Source organism: Pantoea sp. X-Soil-MYKO-1289 (assembly GCF_059730625.1).
Window position 1 is genome coordinate 137,785 of the sequence record NZ_AP036005.1, and the last position, 16,551, is coordinate 154,335.

General features: G+C 61.1%; 13 protein-coding genes and 1 pseudogene. 6 read left to right on the top strand and 8 right to left on the bottom strand.

Translation table 11 applies throughout. From position 1 onward, the window contains the following. Positions 1–9: 9 nt before the first annotated feature. The 4 genes from AC6I7Z_RS20045 to AC6I7Z_RS20060 are packed head-to-tail and all read right to left on the bottom strand — an operon-like array spanning position 10 to position 5,745. Positions 10–1,335 (bottom strand): lysine N(6)-hydroxylase/L-ornithine N(5)-oxygenase family protein, encoded by a 1,326-nt coding sequence (locus AC6I7Z_RS20045; RefSeq protein WP_497815584.1) that lies wholly within the window; start codon positions 1,333–1,335, stop codon positions 10–12. Further along, the gene (gene iucC, locus AC6I7Z_RS20050; protein ID WP_497815585.1) at positions 1,332–3,059 is read right to left on the bottom strand and encodes an aerobactin synthase IucC; all 1,728 of its coding nucleotides are present in this window, start codon (positions 3,057–3,059) and stop codon (positions 1,332–1,334) included. The genes AC6I7Z_RS20045 and iucC overlap by 4 nt, the downstream gene beginning before the upstream one ends. Next, positions 3,056–4,003, bottom strand: a complete 948-nt coding sequence (locus AC6I7Z_RS20055; protein WP_497815586.1) for a GNAT family N-acetyltransferase — start codon at positions 4,001–4,003, stop codon at positions 3,056–3,058. Before AC6I7Z_RS20055 ends, iucC begins: the two co-directional genes overlap by 4 nt. Continuing rightward, positions 4,003–5,745, bottom strand: coding sequence for an IucA/IucC family protein (locus AC6I7Z_RS20060; RefSeq protein ID WP_497815587.1), 1,743 nt, complete (start codon positions 5,743–5,745; stop codon positions 4,003–4,005). Before AC6I7Z_RS20060 ends, AC6I7Z_RS20055 begins: the two co-directional genes overlap by 1 nt. A gap of 164 nt (positions 5,746–5,909) precedes the next feature. On the opposite strand from AC6I7Z_RS20060, the gene AC6I7Z_RS20065 reads away from it, so the two are divergent. Together AC6I7Z_RS20065 and AC6I7Z_RS20070 are read left to right on the top strand one after the other, a co-directional pair. After that, positions 5,910–7,088: an MFS transporter gene (locus AC6I7Z_RS20065; protein WP_497815588.1), complete on the top strand. Its 1,179-nt coding sequence runs from the start codon at positions 5,910–5,912 to the stop codon at positions 7,086–7,088. Between the two features lie 15 nt (positions 7,089–7,103). Then, a complete protein-coding gene (locus tag AC6I7Z_RS20070; RefSeq protein WP_497815589.1) occupies positions 7,104–7,988 on the top strand; it encodes a siderophore-interacting protein in 885 nt (294 codons plus the stop codon). A 93-nt stretch (positions 7,989–8,081) separates the two neighbouring features. Here the strand turns inward: AC6I7Z_RS20070 and gabP are convergent, their stop codons facing one another. Next, positions 8,082–9,497, bottom strand: coding sequence for a GABA permease (gene gabP, locus AC6I7Z_RS20075; protein ID WP_497815590.1), 1,416 nt, complete (start codon positions 9,495–9,497; stop codon positions 8,082–8,084). Between the two features lie 178 nt (positions 9,498–9,675). Here gabP and pdxR point away from each other — a divergent pair, with 178 nt between their 5' ends. Continuing rightward, positions 9,676–11,163: a MocR-like pyridoxine biosynthesis transcription factor PdxR gene (gene pdxR / locus AC6I7Z_RS20080; RefSeq protein WP_497815591.1), complete on the top strand. Its 1,488-nt coding sequence runs from the start codon at positions 9,676–9,678 to the stop codon at positions 11,161–11,163. A 1-nt stretch (position 11,164) separates the two neighbouring features. On the opposite strand, the pseudogene AC6I7Z_RS20085 reads toward pdxR, so the two are convergent. After that, positions 11,165–11,939, bottom strand: a pseudogene (locus tag AC6I7Z_RS20085) (DeoR/GlpR family DNA-binding transcription regulator). A gap of 134 nt (positions 11,940–12,073) precedes the next feature. Here AC6I7Z_RS20085 and AC6I7Z_RS20090 point away from each other — a divergent pair. Then, a complete protein-coding gene (locus AC6I7Z_RS20090; RefSeq protein ID WP_497815592.1) occupies positions 12,074–13,237 on the top strand; it encodes an MFS transporter in 1,164 nt (387 codons plus the stop codon). Then, positions 13,234–13,617 (top strand): VOC family protein, encoded by a 384-nt coding sequence (locus AC6I7Z_RS20095; protein ID WP_497815593.1) that lies wholly within the window; start codon positions 13,234–13,236, stop codon positions 13,615–13,617. The genes AC6I7Z_RS20090 and AC6I7Z_RS20095 overlap by 4 nt, the downstream gene beginning before the upstream one ends. 49 nt (positions 13,618–13,666) lie before the next feature. Here the strand turns inward: AC6I7Z_RS20095 and AC6I7Z_RS20100 are convergent, their stop codons facing one another. Beyond that, positions 13,667–14,668, bottom strand: coding sequence for a LacI family DNA-binding transcriptional regulator (locus AC6I7Z_RS20100; protein WP_497815594.1), 1,002 nt, complete (start codon positions 14,666–14,668; stop codon positions 13,667–13,669). Between the two features lie 83 nt (positions 14,669–14,751). Further along, positions 14,752–15,294 carry a D-lyxose/D-mannose family sugar isomerase gene (locus AC6I7Z_RS20105; RefSeq protein ID WP_497815595.1) on the bottom strand — a complete coding sequence of 181 codons (543 nt, stop codon included), beginning with the start codon at positions 15,292–15,294 and terminating at the stop codon, positions 14,752–14,754. A 221-nt stretch (positions 15,295–15,515) separates the two neighbouring features. Between AC6I7Z_RS20105 and AC6I7Z_RS20110 the strand changes: the two genes are divergently transcribed. Then, on the top strand, positions 15,516–16,550 hold the full coding sequence (locus tag AC6I7Z_RS20110) for an NAD(P)-dependent alcohol dehydrogenase (RefSeq protein ID WP_497815596.1): 1,035 nt from the start codon (positions 15,516–15,518) through the stop codon (positions 16,548–16,550). Position 16,551: the final 1 nt, after the last annotated feature.

Here is a 16,551-nt window from a genome sequence, read left to right on the forward strand (position 1 = left end):
ATGAGGTGTTCAAAACTGAACGGAATTAACGGTGTGTTGAGGATCCCGATCGTGATTTTCCGGCTGCTGCGTGCGCCACTGGATCACGCCAGGGGTGGTGCTCAGCTCAAAGGGCTCATGCGGGTGCGCGCGGTTAAGAATGCGGGCTGCGCGCCAGGCCATCAGGCTGAGCTGGGGTTCCGCAATGCCCAGGCGCTGCATCCCGGCATTGACGGCAAACAGGCTGTTGCTCTCTGGCCCGTCCCAGTTAAGGGTGAAGTCGGTGTTGATCTGGAAATTTTCGTCGCGGTCGAGCTGCAGGCGATGCGCGACGGGCGCCAGAAAAGCGGGGTGCGCCGAGCGGTAGCCGGTGGCGAAAATCACCACGTCAGTCGTCAATTGCTCTTCGCCGTGATCGAGGTGGTGACGCAGCTTCAGCTGCTGCGCCCCCTGCGCCTGATCGAGCGAGACCACCGAGCGCGACGGCATCAGGCGCGCCCAGGGCTGCTCGCGCAGCACCTCAAAGCGGTGATACATCGCCCGATAGATGGCGAGAAGCGACTCGCTGGTGATGCCGTCTGAGGTCATCTTCTGCTCGTTCAGCATCTGCTGGCGTGCGCTTTCGTCCAGCGTCGAGAAGCTTTCCAGGTACTCCGGCGTAAAATACTCGTTGGCGAAGGCGGCTTCATCCAGCGCGTTGTAGTTGTTCCGGCGCGACACCCAGTTCAGGGCCGCGGGCTGGCCCCATTCGCCGCGGAAGATATTGAGAAACAGATCGGCGCCGCTCTGACCGCCGCCGACGATGGTAACGCGCTTGCCGCGCAGCTCCGGCCGCCGCAGCATCATTTCGCTGGCGTGAAAGCAGCGATCGCTCTGTTCGGTGACGCACGCCGGCAGCCTGGCCTGCTTCCCGATGCCGAGACAGACATGGCGCGCTTCGAAACAGTCGTGAGCGGTTTCGACCCTGAACAGGCGTGTGGCGTCGTTAAAGGCCACGCGGGTGACCGGCTGGTTAAAGGCCAGATTGCTGAGACGCTTCGCCACCCAGGCCAGATAGTCGGAAAACTCCTCTCTGGAGACGGTGCGCTGCTCGGTGGTGAGAAAACGGTAGAATTTCTTTTGCTGCACCAGATAGTTCACAAAGCTATAGCGGTTGGTCGGCTCTACCGCGCTCACCAGATCTTTGAGAAAGCTGGTTTGCATCGCGCAGTCCGGCACCATCATGCCTGGATGCCAGGCGAAGTCGGGTTTGCGCTCAAGAAACAGCGAGCTAAAACCGTCCAGTCCTTCCGCCAGCGCGGCGACGCTGAGGTTGAACGGGCCGATGCCAATGCCAATGAAATCATAACGCTTCATTTTGCAGACTCCTGGGTCACCAGATAGAGAGGGTTATCGAGATCGGTAAGGTAGTTGGGCAGCATTCGGCTGCCGCCGTCATGCTCTGAGAACCGCAGCTTTACCGGATTAAGCACGACGCGGATGATCTGAGGCCGGAAAAGATCGAACAGGGCGAAGCGATCGGCCATTGTCGGGTGTTGCGCCATATAGCGCTGCAGCACGCCGGCGAGAAGGCGGTAAAAATGGCGCTCATCGACGCCCGACTGCAGCGTCAGACGGGAGATAAAGCGCAGCACGGTGACAAAGTGCCCGGTCTGCAGATCGTGAATAAGGTAGTCGGCGCTCAGGCGCGCGGTGACCTCTTTCACCGCCGCGGGCAGCGACGCCGCCTCCGGGAAATCGCGATCGACCAGGCGCATATCGCCCTGAAAATCCTTCAGCAGGATGCGCTGCGGAATATGATCCTTCATCACCAGCGTGACGTTCTGACCGTGCGCGATAAGCGCCACGCCGTAGCGGCACATCAGGTGGTAGAAGGGGATCACCACCACCTCGAACATACGGCTCAGCCAGCTTGCCGCATCCAGTCCCGACGCCTTAATCCAGGCGTCAATCAGCGGGCGTCCGGCGTTATCGGTTTCCATCAGCGCCGCCATCAGCACCGCCTGTTCGCCCGCCTGCACGTAGCAGCCGGGGCTTTCGCGCCAGATCACGCCGAGCATCTCCTGGTAGCGATAGGGCGCCTGCGGCAGCGCGGCGTAGCCTTCGTGAGACAAGTAGCCTGCGGCCGGCTCCGCCAGAATACGGGCGCCGGTGGCGCGCAGCGTCTCATCCTGCGCGAACTGGCGCGTTAACCAGCCGGAGGCGAGCGGTCCGGCGGCGATATACTTGCCGGGAATGCCGCGATAGCAGGAGGTGTTATAGATGGTCAGCGGCAGTTTGATATCGAAGCGCGCAGCGCGGCTGACATTGGTCAGGGTGCGCAGCGACTGCTGCGCCAGATAGCGGTCGCCGAAGGCGCCCAGCTCGACTATCTCGCCGCGCGCCAGCTGCGGCAGAAAGTGGATCGCGATTTTTTGCTGCCACTGCCAGGGATGAACGGGCAGCGCCATCCAGCGGTCGTCGAGTCCGGCTGACTGCCAGCGCTGGTAAAAACGCGTCAGCTCGGCGTCATCCATGGCGCTGGCGAGCAGGGTAGCGATGTCGCACGCCTCTTCATGGCTCCAGACCAGCCGATCCCGGCGCACCGCGACCCAGTGCAGCTGAAACCGGCTGCGGTACTCCGGCGCATAGGCGCGCAGCGCCTCCAGCCCCCAGCCGCGCCGCCCTTTGTTGAAGATAAACTTGGGATGACCGCTGAGCAGGCACTGTAGCTCATCCGCATCGAGCGCGATCAGATCCTCAGCGCTCAGCGAGCGGCGCGCTTCCAGCAGTTGCAGATCGCCGCGCAGGGTGGCGTAGAGATCTTCAAGATGCTCGGCCGTCTGGGCATCGCTCATCTCCAGCGTCACGGCCAGCTGGCGCAGCAGCGCGTCCGCCTCCAGCGGCCCGCCGCTCAGAGAGGCGGGATCGATATGCAGCCAGCCCCAGATGCCGCGGCGGGCGGCAAACGTCCAGCGCGCTGAGCCCACGGCGATTTCCCAGCGGCCTGCTGCACGCTCGACGGCGCGCAGCGCCTGCTCATACTCCAGCTCGGCGAGCATTTTGGCGATCATCTCGCGGTTGACGCGCTCCCACATCATAAGCCCACCTCTGTAAAGAAGCGGTGGCGCTCGCTCATCACCAGGCGAGAACGCTTGTGGGGGAAATCGAACTCCTTGAGGGTGTGATAGCCGGCAACCGGCAGATGGCGGAACAGGCGCTGATTGTCGTAGCGCGGCTCCGCGACGATGCGCTGCGTACGGGGCTCGTCGAGAAACAAATAGTGCGTCAGCCCGCGCAGCCAGCTGCGAATAAAGTGCGCGCCGCGCCACGCCTCTTCGCCTACCAGCATATGCAGACCGCGATCGTAAGGCTGCCAGCGGTAGTGACGGCCGATGCGATCTTCCGCCGCCCAGTAAAGTTCGAAATAGCCGAACGGCTGGTCGTCAAAGCATCCAATCACCGGAAAGCAATATGCGGAGTCGAGCTGCTTGCGCAGGTAGTTTTCCAGCTCCGGCTGCGGCGCCGCCATTTCCCAGAAGGCGTTGACGCGGGGCGCGTTCATCCAGCGCGTAAAGCGCGCGGCGTCCTCCGCCACCTCGACGACGCGAAAGCTGAGCGTCCGCTTGATCTGCGGATCGTAGCGCCGATAGATTTCGCCTTCCGGCCTGGCCGGACGCACGGGACAGAAGAGCTGACGCTCCTCATCGAACTGCATTTTGCCGCTGGCCGTCGGCCGTTCGCCGCGGCGCCAGAGCGGCAGCTGCCAGAAGATCTCGCGCGAGAAATAGTCGCCGTCGACCGCGGCCAACAGCGCCTGCGCCTGCGGCTCATGCTGCCACTGCGCCCAGGGGAGATGAACGCCGCTCAGGTGCGGCGCGGCCACCAGCAGCTGATCGATCGCCTCAGCCAGCCAGCCGTCCGGCATCCCCGCCATAAACTGCAGCGCGGCGCTGTTGTCCAGCCCGAGCATGAGCGGCAGCGACTGGCCGGTCAGCGCGCAGCGAAAACCGGCGTCGCCATGTACGATATGCGCCTTTGGCATCACGGCTTCTCCCTGTAGAACGGATTCTGAAAATCGAAGTAGATCACCGCCGGATCGGCGATGGTGTTTTCGTTGTGGTCGTAGAGATAGCAGTTGAAATTGCCTTTACAGTTCCAGTACCGGCTGTCGAGCACGTAATCGAGGCTGCGGGTATCGCTAACGCGAGTGCGCAACGCCGCCAGCCTGTCGCGCACCTGCGCCATCAGGCGCTCTTCGCTCTCAAAGCCCGCGGCGCCCAGCGCGGCGGTGACCGCCAGCGTGGAGTTGACCAGCAGGTAATAGGGGAAGTAGCGCAGCACCTGCTCGCGGCTAAAGCGGTTTTCCGCATCCGCCTCGTCAATCTGCGCCAGCCAGTCGGCCGCGTTTTCCGTGAAGCCGCTGCCCTGGCAGTCGCGGTAGAGCAGTCCGACCGGCAGATCCTGCTGCATCTCCACCAGGATGTTTTGCTGATGCGCCAGCAGCACCAGGCCGTAATTGGCCTCGGTGGCAAACAGCGGCAGCAGTACGCGATCGCAGTAGGCGTTCAGCCAGCACTGCGCCGCCTGGGCAAGCGTCAGCCCGAGCCGGACGCTCACTCTTCTTACCGCCGCCGCCAGCAGGCTGTCGCCGCCGTCTGGCGCGGCCTGCGTCAGGCTGACCAGCACGTTGGTCTGGGCGGTCGGGGTATCGAAAAGGCTGTTGACGCGAAACGCCATCAGGCTCTCTTGCTGGATCGCGCCATCAGCGGCGCGCAACCCGGCCCAGCCATCCTCCTGCATCACACGCATGGTGGGATAGTCCAGCTGCAACGACTGCCAGCGCGGGGTCTGGGCGAGACGCGCCAGGCGCATACCGCGCTTCACCTCTTTCACCGACAGGGTGCGCACCGAATTGGTCAGACGCACGCTCAGCGAGAATTTGATCATGTCGCTGCTGACAGGCGAGTAGAGCGAACGCGAGGAGCTGGTGGGCAGCCAGGCGCTGCCGCACTCCCCTAAGTCCGCCAGCGCGCCGTTATCGATTAGCTGCTGGCACCACGCCTGCGCCAGCAGATGGCGCGCCTGCCACGGATGCATCGGGATCAGCCAGCGCCGGTCGGTAAAGTGGCCCAGCAGCGCGGGGGCGCTCTGCGCGGCAACGCGCAGCAGACGGGCGCGCAACGCCAGGCCGAGGCTTTCGCCCGCCACATACTCGCTATCGACGGAGAACCAGTGCAGCGGGAAGTCAGAGGCGAAGTCAGGCAGATAGCGGCGCGCTTCTGCTTCGTTAAAGGGCTGGTGCGATTTCGGCGCAGGGTGGAACGCGTGCCCCACCAGCAGCGCCTGTTCGGCCTCAGCAAACGAGAGCGGTTTTTTGCGCAGCTCAGGCCAGCGATGACGCAAATTAATCGCCTGCCAGGTATGGGCATGGCTTTCGCCGACGCGCTGGCGGAAGCGTTCGACGACGTCGCGACTCAGCTCCGCGCGAATAGCCGGTTTTGCCAGAATCAGCGAGACCAGGGTTGCAAAGCTGATGGCTTCGCCCTCGGGTGAATCCGGGCTGACGAGCCGCGCGGGAAACTGATACTGATGGTGCTGAGTAGGAGAGAAGTAGCGCAGCGGCAGGCGGATCGCCTGTGATGACGAAAGAGGCAGGTCAATATGTTGCATCTGACCCGGCGCGGCGTCGGCGACATATTTCCAGTCGCGCGTTTCGCGAAAAAGCGCATTGAGAAAGCACTGCGCCGCCACGTCAACGCCAGCCGATTGAGAGAAGCCATCCATAAGATAATCTCACTTCTTAACTGATAATGATTATCGTTATGATAATTATTTAATTTACAAAGACAATCATTTTTGCAATATTTGCATACATCTTATGTACGTTATATCCCTGTTTTTAACGGTGTCTTTACATTTATGGGTCAGTTATTAAGGAGCCGGCGGCAATGACGGGGCCGGGTAAATCAAGCTGGCCGCTGGCTTTCTGCGCCGGATTGCTGGGGATTGGTCAGAACGGCTTACTGGTCGTGCTACCGCAGCTGGTTGAGATGACCGGCCTGACGCTCTCCAGCTGGGCCGGTTTATTGATGTTTGGTTCGATGCTGTTTCTGCCCGCCTCGCCCTGGTGGGGACGCGTCGCCGAAGTGAAGGGCTGTAAATTTGTCGTGGTGGCGTCGCTGTCAGGCTATCTGGCCAGCTTCGGCATTCTGGCGCTGGCGGTCTGGCTGATGGCGGAAAAGCGGATCGGCATGCCTGCTGGCCTTGCCGCGCTGATCCTGTCGCGGATGGTGTACGGCCTGACCGTTTCGGGCATGGTGCCCGCCGCGCAAACCTGGGCGATGCAGCGCGCTGGCGCCGAGCGGCGCATGGCGGCGCTGGCGGCGATCAGCTCCGGGCTTAGCTGCGGAAGGTTGCTGGGGCCGCCCCTGGCGGCGTTGGCCCTGAGCCTTTATCCGATGGCGCCGCTGTGGCTGATGGCCGCCGCGCCGCTCTTCGCCCTGATGCTGATCGGCCGCGAGTATGGCGATCCGCCGCTGGCGCCGGTGGCGCATCAGGCCGCGCGCTGGCAGAGCCGTTTTCTGCCGCTTCTGGCGCTGGCGGCGCTGCTCGCCCTCAGCATCAGCCTGATGCAGATCGGGCTGGCGCCGGTGCTGCGCGACTACATGAGCGCGCCCGCGGCGGTCAGCCGCCATATCGCCTGGCTGCTGAGCCTGGCCGCCATCGCGACGCTGCTGGCGCAGTTTCTGGTGGTGAGGCCGCAGCGGCTGCAGATCCAGCCGCTGCTGTTTAGCGCGGCGCTGCTGATGAGCGCAGGGCTGGGCATCATGGTCGTCGGCAACCTTATTGCGCTTTATGCGGGCGTCGCCGTCACCTCTTTCGGCGCCGCGATGGCGACCCCAGCCTATCAGCTGATGCTTAATCAAAAACTCTCTATCGGCAAAGGCGCGGGCCTGATCGCCACCAGCCACACGCTGGGCTACGGCATGAGCGCCTTGCTGATCCCCTTTATCACCTGGCAGTGGGGACAGCACTACCTGCTGGCGGGCGCATGGATAGCCTCGGCGATCTTTCTCATGGTGGCCTGTCGGCTGCGATTAACGGCGCGCGCGGAAAGCGCGCGCTGAACGTCAGGAAAAAATATGGACGCCATTCCAGCTTACCGCTTATTCAATGTCACCCTGCTGCGTAAAAGATGGCTCTCTCCCTCGCTGGTGAGCTGCCTCTTTACGGGCGACGAGGTCGGGATGATGAAGCGCGACGGGCCCGATCAACGCATTAAAATTCTCTTTCCGTCGTTACAGGGGATCCCCGCCTCGTTAGCCGCGCATCTTCCGTGGCGTGAGCAGCTCAGAACCCTGCCGCCAGAGCAAAAGCCGATACCGCGCACCTACACGCTGCGCGCGGTTGACGCCGCCGCCCGCCTTGTAGAGGTGGAGTGTGTGATTCATGGCACCGAGGGGCCCGCCTCGGCCTGGGTCATCGGCGCCGCGCCAGGCGACGCTCTGCAAATGGTCGCGCCCAACCGGCAACACGCCGACGACAGCGGCGGATATGAATGGCGGCCTCATGCCGAGGTCGCGCGCGCGCTGATCGTGGCCGATGAGACGGCGCTGCCGGCGGTGAAAGGGATCCTTGAGCAGGTGGCGCAACTGGCGTCGCCGCCCGCGCTGCAGATTTTTCAGGAAGTGCCGCGGGCGGAGGACTGCGTCGACTGGCGTCAATACGCCTTTGCCGAGGTCTTCTGGCTTCCCCGCGATCAAACCCGCACGGCGCACGGCGAGGCGCTGCTGCAGGCGGTAAAGGCAAACCTCGCCGTGCCTGACTCAGCGCTCAGCGCCTGTCCGGCGTCGCTTGAGGTTGAACAGGAGAGCCTGTGGCGCAGTGCGGCGCGCAACAACGATCGTTTTTACGGCTGGGTTGCGGCGGAGTCCTCAGCCGTCAGGCATATCCGGCGCTATCTGGTGAGCGAGCGCCAGCTGGCGAGCGAGAGCGTGAGCTTTATGGCCTACTGGAGCAAAGGCTAACCGCGTCGGCCCGCGTTATTTATCGCGCGGAAAGCGGTACGGGCGGGGGCTGAGGCGCGCCGCACAGCGGTACGGCGCGCCTCCTGGGGAGCATCAGGCGTTTTCAGAGGAGCGCACGGCGTAGACGCGCGCTTTCTGCTGCCGCCGCTCTCTGCGCGGCATCACCAGGCTGGCGATGATAATCACCAGCGTCAGGCCGCCGGTCGCCAGCAGCTCATTCTGATGCTGCGCGTTAAACAGCATGCAAACCAGCACGGTGACGATAAACAGAATGGTCAGCCAGGTCAGGCCGGGAAACAGCCACATGCGGTAACTCAGCGTTTCGCCCGCTTTTTCGCGTTTTTTGCGCAGCACCAGATGAGAGAAGGCGATCACCAGGTAAACCAGCAGCGCAATGGCGCCTGAGCTTGCCAGCAGGAATTCAAATACCATGCTGGGCGCCAGATAGTTAGCCACCACCGCGACAAACGCCGCCGCCGTCGAGAGCAGCACCGCAATCCAGGGCGTACCGCTGCGCGTGGTGCGGGATGCCGCCGCAGGCGCATCTTTTCGACGCGACAGGGAGTAGAGCATGCGCGAAGAGGTATAGAGCGCCGAGTTAAGGCAGCTACAGACCGCAATCAGCACCACGACATCGACGATAAGTTTGGCGTGCGGAATATTCATGGCCTGCAGCACGGTCTGATAAGAGCCGTGCTCAACCAGCGACGGCGAATTCCAGGGCACCAGCGCGACGACAAAAAATATCGACAGCAGATAGAACAGCGCGATACGCCAGATAACCGAATTGGTGGCCTGGGTGATCTGCTTGCCGGGGTTCTTCGATTCGGCGGCGGCGATGGTAATAATTTCGGTGCCCATAAATGAAAACATGGTGGTCAGAATCGCCGCCATCACCTTGCCGATGCCGTTGGGCATAAATCCCTGGGTGTCATAAAGATGCTGAAGGCCGCTGGCGCCGCTGTTGGGCAGATAGCCGAATACGGCCAGCCCGGCGGCACACAGGAATGCGACAATCGCCGCGACTTTGAGCAGGGCGAACCAGAACTCGAACTCGCCATAGTTTTTTACGCTCAGCAAATTGGTCAGGGTCAAAACCAGCGTAATGGCGAGCGTAAACTGCCAGATGGCGATTTGCGGAAACCAGGCGTGCAGGATGGTGCCGGCCGCATTCGCCTCCAGCGGGATCACCAGCACCCAAAACCACCAGTAGAGCCAGCCGATGGTAAATCCGGCCCAGCGGCCGAGCGCCTTGTCGGCGTAGGTAGAGAAAGAGCCGGAATCGGGCAGCGACACCGCCATCTCCGCCAGCATACGCATAATCAACACCACCAGCGCGCCAGCGGCGGCATAGGCGATAAGCACCGCCGGGCCCGCCTCGGCGATGGCGTGGCCGGATCCCACAAACAGGCCAGCGCCAATCACGCCGGCAATCGACAGCATGCGCACATGGCGCGGCTTTAAATTTTGTGCCAGTGCATCTTCATTCGCACTCTGCATTCTCGTCATCAACACATCTCCAGAACGGCTCCCGGGCTTGTATGTCCGGGACGAGCAGGGGGACAGACTCTCGGCAGCGAGCCGGGAAGCTGCTACGTTTTCTTTACAATTCCCGACAAAGGCTTTTATTAATGCGTGCGAAGAGGTAAGTTGCCAGAGCCAATTTCAGAGAGCGGGATGGAGCCAATTGCAGCTGTTATATGCCGATCACTTATTAGCGCGACTGCAGGTTTTGCAGAGTGGTTCACTACAGCAGCGACTGCTGGCCTGCATACAGGCCGCTATTATTGAAGGGGTTTTTCCACGCGGCGGGCGCTTGCCGCCAACGCGCGATATGGCGCGCGAGCTGGGCGTATCGCGCAATACGGTACTGCATGTTTATGAAAGTTTAATGGCGCAGGGCTACGTGACGGCGCGCACCGGCAGCGGCACCCGCGTGGTGGAGACGCTGCCGGAGATCTGTCTGCAAAGTCAGGCGATCGCGCTGCTTCAGCCGACAGCCGCGCCGCTGCCGGCCACGCTGTCAAAACGCGGTGCTACGCTGCTGGGGCATGCCACCGCGTCGCCCTATCAGTGGGGCGCCTTCGTGCCCGGCGCGCCCGACGTGACCGAATTCCCGCATAAGCTGTTTAGCCAGATTCAGGCGCGGCTCAATCGCGATCCCGACGTTCACCGCCTGATTTACAGCAGCGGCGGCGGCTGCCCCGATCTCCGCCATGCGCTGGTGGAGTATCTGCGCGTGGCGCGATCGGTGAAGGCGGATGCCGATCAAATCCTGATCACCGAAGGGGTGCATCAGGCGGTGGATCTGGTGAGCTGCGTGCTGGGCGATCCGGGCGATGTGGTGTGGATGGAGGAGCCGGGATACTGGGGCACGCGCAACCTGCTGCGTAAAAACGGCATGAAAATTCACGCCATCCCGGTCGACGATGAAGGCATCGTGCCGGCGTCCGGACCGCCGCCCCGCATGGTATTTGTGACGCCGTCACATCAATATCCGCTGGGCGCGCACCTGAGCCTGGCGCGGCGTAAGGCCCTGCTGGCGCTGGCGCGACGTCACGGCAGCTGGATTATCGAAGATGACTACGACAGCGAGTTTCGCTTTTCAGGCACGCCCTGGCCGTCGCTACAGGGGCTGGAGGAGGATGCGCCGGTCATCTATATGGGCACCTTCAGCAAAACGCTCTATCCGGCGCTGCGCATTGGCTACATGGTGGTGCCGAAGATGCTGGCCGAGCCGATGCGCACCGCGGCGACCGAGCTTTACCGCGGCGGCCATCTGCTGATCCAGCGCGCGCTGGGGGAGTTTATCCGTCAGGGGCACTACATGGATCATATCCGCCGCATGCGCTTGCTCTACGGCCAGCGGCGTCAGTTTTTATGCCGGCTGATCGAGCGCTATCTGGGGCCGCAGTTTTTACCGCCGCTCAACCATGAAGCGGGGCTGCATCTGGTGCTGCGGCTGCCAGACGGCTGCGACGACGTCGCGATTACCGCAGAGGCGCTCAAGCGCGGCGTAAAGGTGCGGCCGCTCTCGCAGTACTATATGCATCCGCAGCGCGCCCGCGGCTTGCTGCTCGGCTACGCCTGCGTCAATGAGCGGCAGTGTCAGGATGCGTTTGGCGTCCTTAAAGGCTGTCTGGTCGCGGCGGGCATTGAGATCGGGGCGCAGTAGATTATCCCGCGGTCACAATCTGGATATTCTCTGCCTGCAGCGCCTGATAAAATGATGGATTAAGCTTGTTTTCGATAACCAGAATATCTATCTCTTCACAGCTGGCGACAGCGAAACCTGGCGACGCCGGGAATTTTCTCTGCGGTCAGCCCGACTACGGTCTGGCTGCTTTGCCTGATGGCCGCTTTCTTAAACTCGCAATCATCGTAGTTAAAGCCCGTCAGTCCGGTATCCGGACTCATGGCGCACCCGCCTATAAACGCCTGGTCAAACATCACGCCTTTCAGCTGCTCGATGGCCGTGTTGCCCACGCATCCGCCGCTGTTTTTCTCAATACGCCCGCCAAGCATGATGACGTCGATCGTCGGATATCTCAGCAGCGCCGCGGCGATATCGGGCGCATTGGTGACAACCGTGGCGACGAGCGTTTCAGGCAGCGCCCGCGCCATAGCGAGATTGGTGGTGCCGGCATCGATAAATATGCAGCTGTGGCTTTTAATCAGCTCTGCGCACTTTTGCGCGATTGCCTCTTTGGCTGAAAGATTATGCTCTTTTCGGCTGGCGAAAACGCCCGCATCAGGCACGATCAACACCGCTCCGCCGTAGACCTTTTTGCACACGCCTTCCTTGCTAAGCTCATGGAGATCGCGCCGAATCGTGTGCTCCGAAACCCCCAGCTGTCGGGCGAGTTCCGCGCAAATGACGCTGCCTTGATCGCGTAAGGTTTGGCGGATCAGCGCTTGCCGCCGGTCCGGGAAAGTTGCATAATCGAGCATGAGGTGCCTTTTTTTATCTGTAAACGAGCTTGATTGAGCATGATCCTGCATGCCGCCGCTAATGTCAATTTGTCCCGCAGGCGCCTGACCGGCGCGTCAGGAAGGGACGCTTCCGCTATCTGACGAGGAATTACATGGTTCAGCGATTTTCCAGTCTCTCTTCCCGCCATGCGACGCGGCTGGCTTTTTTTATCGCCGGCATGGTTACCGCCGCCTGGGCAGCCATCGTGCCCTACGCGCGCGCCAATACCGGCGTCGATGAGGCGACGCTCGGCACTTTGTTGCTCTGTCTGGGTGGCGGCGCGCTTATCGCTATGCCGGTAACGGGCTCGCTCACCAGCCGCTTTGGCTGCCGCAGCGTCATTATGGCCGCTATTGTGGTGATTATCGCCAGCGCGCCGCTGCTGGCGATAGTGACCGATCCGCTGCTGCTTGGGCTGACGCTGCTGCTGTTTGGCACAGGCTTAGGCATCATCGACTGCGCGATGAACATTCAGGCTATCCTGGTTGAAAAAGCCTCACCCGTCCCGCTGATGTCGGGTTTTCATGGCATGTACAGCTTTGGCGGCATTGCGGGCGCGGGCGTGATGACCTTGCTGTTAACGGCGGGGATCGCCATCGGCGCCGCGACGCTGCTTATTATTAGTAGCGTAATAATACTGGCCATACTGAGTTATCCAGGGCTGCTGACCTACGCCAATCCGAAAGAGGGGCCGGCGTTCGCGATGCCGCGCGGCATCGTTTTGCTGCTTGGGATGGTCTGTTTTTCCGTGTTTCTTACCGAAGGGACGGTGCTCGACTGGAGCGCGCTCTATCTGACGCAGGTTAAAAGCATGCCGGAGACCCTGGGCGGGCTGGGATACACCTGTTTCGCGCTGGCCATGACCGCCGCCAGGCTAACGGGCGATCGCGTTGTTGAGCGGCTCGGCCGATTAACCGTGGTCGTCGGCGGAGCGATCATGACTGTCGCCGGGCTGGCGCTGGTGATTCTGGCGCCTTCGTGGCATCTGTCGCTGCCGGGATACGTGCTGGTCGGCGCGGGCTGTGCGAATATCGTGCCGGTGATGTTCTCAGCGGTGGGGCAGCAGCGCGTGATGCCGCAGGCGGTTGCCGTTCCCGCCATGACCACCCTGGGGTATTTAGGGGTACTGAGCGGCCCGGCAGTTATTGGCTATGTCGCGCACTTCACTTCTCTTGCCCTGGCTTTTTCACTCGTCATGGCGCTGATGCTATTTGTCGGCGCGCTGGCGTTCAGCCTTAATCTTGGCCGCGCGCCGTCAGCGAGGGAGAACGCATGAAAATCGCACACGTGGCGTTATGGACCAGAGATCTTGAGGCGCAAAAGGCGTTCTGGCGCGATTATTTCGGCGCAGAATCGAACGATCTCTATATCAGTCGCAACCGGCCCGGCTTTCGATCCTATTTTATTCGCCTGGCGGAAGGGCCGAGCGTTGAGCTGATGAGTCTCGAAGCGCTGGAGACGGGCCCGAACGGAAAAGAGGTGACAGGTTGGGCCCATATCGCCATAACGGTGGGGTCTCGCCAGCGGGTGGATGAGATGGTCAGCAAAGCTGCCGCCAGCCAGATATTAGTCAGCCCGGCCCGTGTGACCGGAGACGGCTACTACGAGGCGATTATTCGCGATCCGGACGGCAATCTGATTGAGATAGTGAGTTAGGGCTCGACGTTGAGCTGGTTCGCCAGCCTTAGCGTCGATTGCCCCTTCGCTATGCGGCGATCCTGCCGCGCACGATAACCTTTCCTGGCTTGCTGTCGCCATCCTGCACGCGGCGAATCGCCAGGTTGAGCGCCTGCCAGGCGATCTCCTGCAGATCGTGGGTGACGCAGGGAAAGTGGAAACCGTAAATCTCGGCGTGGGAAACATGATCGATACTGAAAAGGTTGACCTCGTCCATGAGCCGCAAATTGTGCTCAATACAGGCTTTAATGATGCCCAGCGAAATCTGGTTATTACAGCCGACAAAGTAATCCGGGGCCGTATGGCTGTTAAGCCAGCGGCTGGTTTCCCGCCACGCCGCATCCATAAAGAAATCGGCATAGAGAATTTCGAACGACTCCACCTTGCCCAGCAGAGCCGCCTGCAAGCCGGTGACTCTTTCACGCGCGACGTTGGAGTTTTCCGGCCCGGAAACCACGACGACGCGGCTGGCCTGCTGCTCTAACAGCCAGCGGCCGGTCTGCAGGCCGCAGTCCAGGTTATCGATATAGACGCCGCTACAGTGGGACGCCTGCAGTTCGCGATCGACCAGCACCACGGGAATGTTGAGAATTTCCAGCCGCTTCATATAGGCGGGATGATAGTTAACGTCATTGGAAATCACGGAAAGAATAATGGCGTCGACGTTATAGCCGATCAGCTTATCGATAATGCGGTCTTCCGCTTCCTGCGATTCGCAGGAGTCGAACACCAGCGTGTCGTAACCCATCTTCTGCGCTTCCAGCGTCATCAGCCGCGTCAGTCCGCCAAAAAACGGGTTTGCCATATCAGGATTGACGATGCCGATGGTTTTACTGGCTTTCGCCCGCAGGTTGCGCGCGGCGGCATTGACGACATAGCCAAGCTGCTCTGCCGTTTCGCGAATGCGCTGCAGCGTTTCCGGATGCACTTTCTCAGGCTGCGAAAATGCCCGGGAAGCGGTAATTTTACTGACGTTCGCCTGCGCGGCGACGCTTGCCAGCGTCGCCTTTCGTCCCCGACCTGCTGCCAATTTCGGCTCCTTAATTAAACCACATCATTTTGTATCATTTACAAATCATGACAGATCCTGGGGTGCGATGCTAATGCTGATTGTTACGCCAGCCGGTTTACACGCGGATCGGTGAAAATATCCAGCTCATCCCGGCTTTCAGAGGAGAACTCCGAAACCACCGCCCCGTTATCGCCCGCCTGGAACCAGTGACGCGTATTCGGCGCGATGGTGTATTGCTCGCCGGGCCGCAGCAGGATATAGCTGGTGCAGGTGTACCACTCCTCGCTTCCTTCCGGCACGCGGCAAACCGGCGCGCCGCTGGCGTCGTTCTCTGTCAGGCTGCTGTCGTCCACGAACAGATAAACCTCGCCCGAGCGGCAGCGAAACGTCTCCTGTTTGCCCGGCGTGCCTTCAAACGGCGGGTGCAGATGCTCAGGACAGGTCTGTCTGGGAAACAGCACCAGCTCTTTGGCGCAGTAGCGCGGCGAGTTGACATAGGTCAGCAGCTGCAGGCCGGAAGCAGGGTAATCCGGCAGTCCGAACGTGGCGATCTCAATACGCTGCTGCTCTTCCTGCGTGAGCGTAATGCTGGCCTGACGCAGCGCGCTCAACGTCTGTTGCACATATTCATGGGTATCCGTCATCGCTTCCTCAACTCATCATAATGGTATCGATAACATTTATTGCAGGGCAGGCGAGGTTATTCTGTGATCAATCTCAATGTTACTCATTGATATAGGGTTTAAGCGTTAACCTTAATGGTGAATTTTTAACAAACATCACAGTTTTGCAGCTTTATTTGCCGCAGTATCGCCGCAGATAAATGATATCGATACCATTAAAATGATCTTACCGGGGGCATAAAATGAAAGCATTGGTTCTGGCGCAGGCGGGCAAAATAGCCATTGAAGATCGCGAATTCAATGAAACGCTGGGCGATAACGACGTCGAAATTAAGATTCACTCCGTCGGCATTTGCGGCAGCGACGTTCACTACTATCAGCACGGCCGCATTGGTCCTTTTGTGGTCGAGGCGCCGATGGTGCTGGGTCATGAAGCGTCGGGCGTGGTGCTGGCCACCGGCAAAAACGTCACGCACGTTAAACCCGGCGATCGCGTCTGCATGGAGCCGGGCATCCCGGATCTGAACTCGGCCCAGTCGCGCGCCGGCATCTACAACCTTGATCCCGCCGTGCGTTTTTGGGCGACGCCGCCGGTTCACGGCTGTCTGCGTGAAACCGTGATTCACCCCGGCGCCTTTACCTTCAAACTGCCCGATAACGTCAGTTTTGCCGAAGGGGCGATGGTGGAGCCGCTGGCGATTGGCATGCACGCCGCGACGAAAGCGGGGATTAAGCCAGGGGATATCGCGCTGGTGATCGGCGCTGGCCCTATCGGCGTCGTCACCGCGCTGGCCGCGCTCGCGGGCGGATGCTCAGACGTCATTATCTGCGATCTGTTCGATGAGAAGCTGGCGGTCGCCGCCAACTACGACGGGCTGCACGCGGTCAATATCAAAAGCGGCGATCTGGCCGCAAAAGTCGCCGCGCTGACCAGCGGCAACGGCGCTGACGTGGTGTTCGAGTGCAGCGGCGCCAAACCGGCTATCGCCACGCTGGCGCAGCATGCCGCGCCGGGCGCGACCGCGGTGCTGGTCGGCATGCCGATCGACGCGGCGCCGATGGACATCGTGGCCGCGCAGGCGAAAGAGATTACCTTCAAGACCATTTTCCGCTACGCCAATATGTATCCGCGCACGCTGCGTCTGCTGAGCAGCGGCAAGCTGCGCGTGCAGCCGCTGATCAGCCAGACCTACAAATTCAGCGAAAGCGTCGCCGCTTTTGAGCGCGCTGCCGCCGGCAACGCCTCCGATATCAAAATCATGCTGGAAATGGAGTAAC

What these genes read in the sequence shown, in the direction of transcription:
- AC6I7Z_RS20045 (WP_497815584.1), bottom strand. Translation starts at nt 1,335, where the DNA reads ATGAAGCGTTATGATTTCATTGGCATTGGCATCGGCCCGTTCAACCTC.
- iucC (WP_497815585.1), bottom strand. Translation starts at nt 3,059, where the DNA reads ATGATGTGGGAGCGCGTCAACCGCGAGATGATCGCCAAAATGCTCGCC.
- AC6I7Z_RS20055 (WP_497815586.1), bottom strand. Translation starts at nt 4,003, where the DNA reads ATGCCAAAGGCGCATATCGTACATGGCGACGCCGGTTTTCGCTGCGCG.
- AC6I7Z_RS20060 (WP_497815587.1), bottom strand. Translation starts at nt 5,745, where the DNA reads ATGGATGGCTTCTCTCAATCGGCTGGCGTTGACGTGGCGGCGCAGTGC.
- AC6I7Z_RS20065 (WP_497815588.1), top strand. Translation starts at nt 5,910, where the DNA reads ATGACGGGGCCGGGTAAATCAAGCTGGCCGCTGGCTTTCTGCGCCGGA.
- AC6I7Z_RS20070 (WP_497815589.1), top strand. Translation starts at nt 7,104, where the DNA reads ATGGACGCCATTCCAGCTTACCGCTTATTCAATGTCACCCTGCTGCGT.
- gabP (WP_497815590.1), bottom strand. Translation starts at nt 9,497, where the DNA reads ATGACGAGAATGCAGAGTGCGAATGAAGATGCACTGGCACAAAATTTA.
- AC6I7Z_RS20090 (WP_497815592.1), top strand. Translation starts at nt 12,074, where the DNA reads ATGGTTCAGCGATTTTCCAGTCTCTCTTCCCGCCATGCGACGCGGCTG.
- AC6I7Z_RS20095 (WP_497815593.1), top strand. Translation starts at nt 13,234, where the DNA reads ATGAAAATCGCACACGTGGCGTTATGGACCAGAGATCTTGAGGCGCAA.
- AC6I7Z_RS20105 (WP_497815595.1), bottom strand. Translation starts at nt 15,294, where the DNA reads ATGACGGATACCCATGAATATGTGCAACAGACGTTGAGCGCGCTGCGT.
- AC6I7Z_RS20110 (WP_497815596.1), top strand. Translation starts at nt 15,516, where the DNA reads ATGAAAGCATTGGTTCTGGCGCAGGCGGGCAAAATAGCCATTGAAGAT.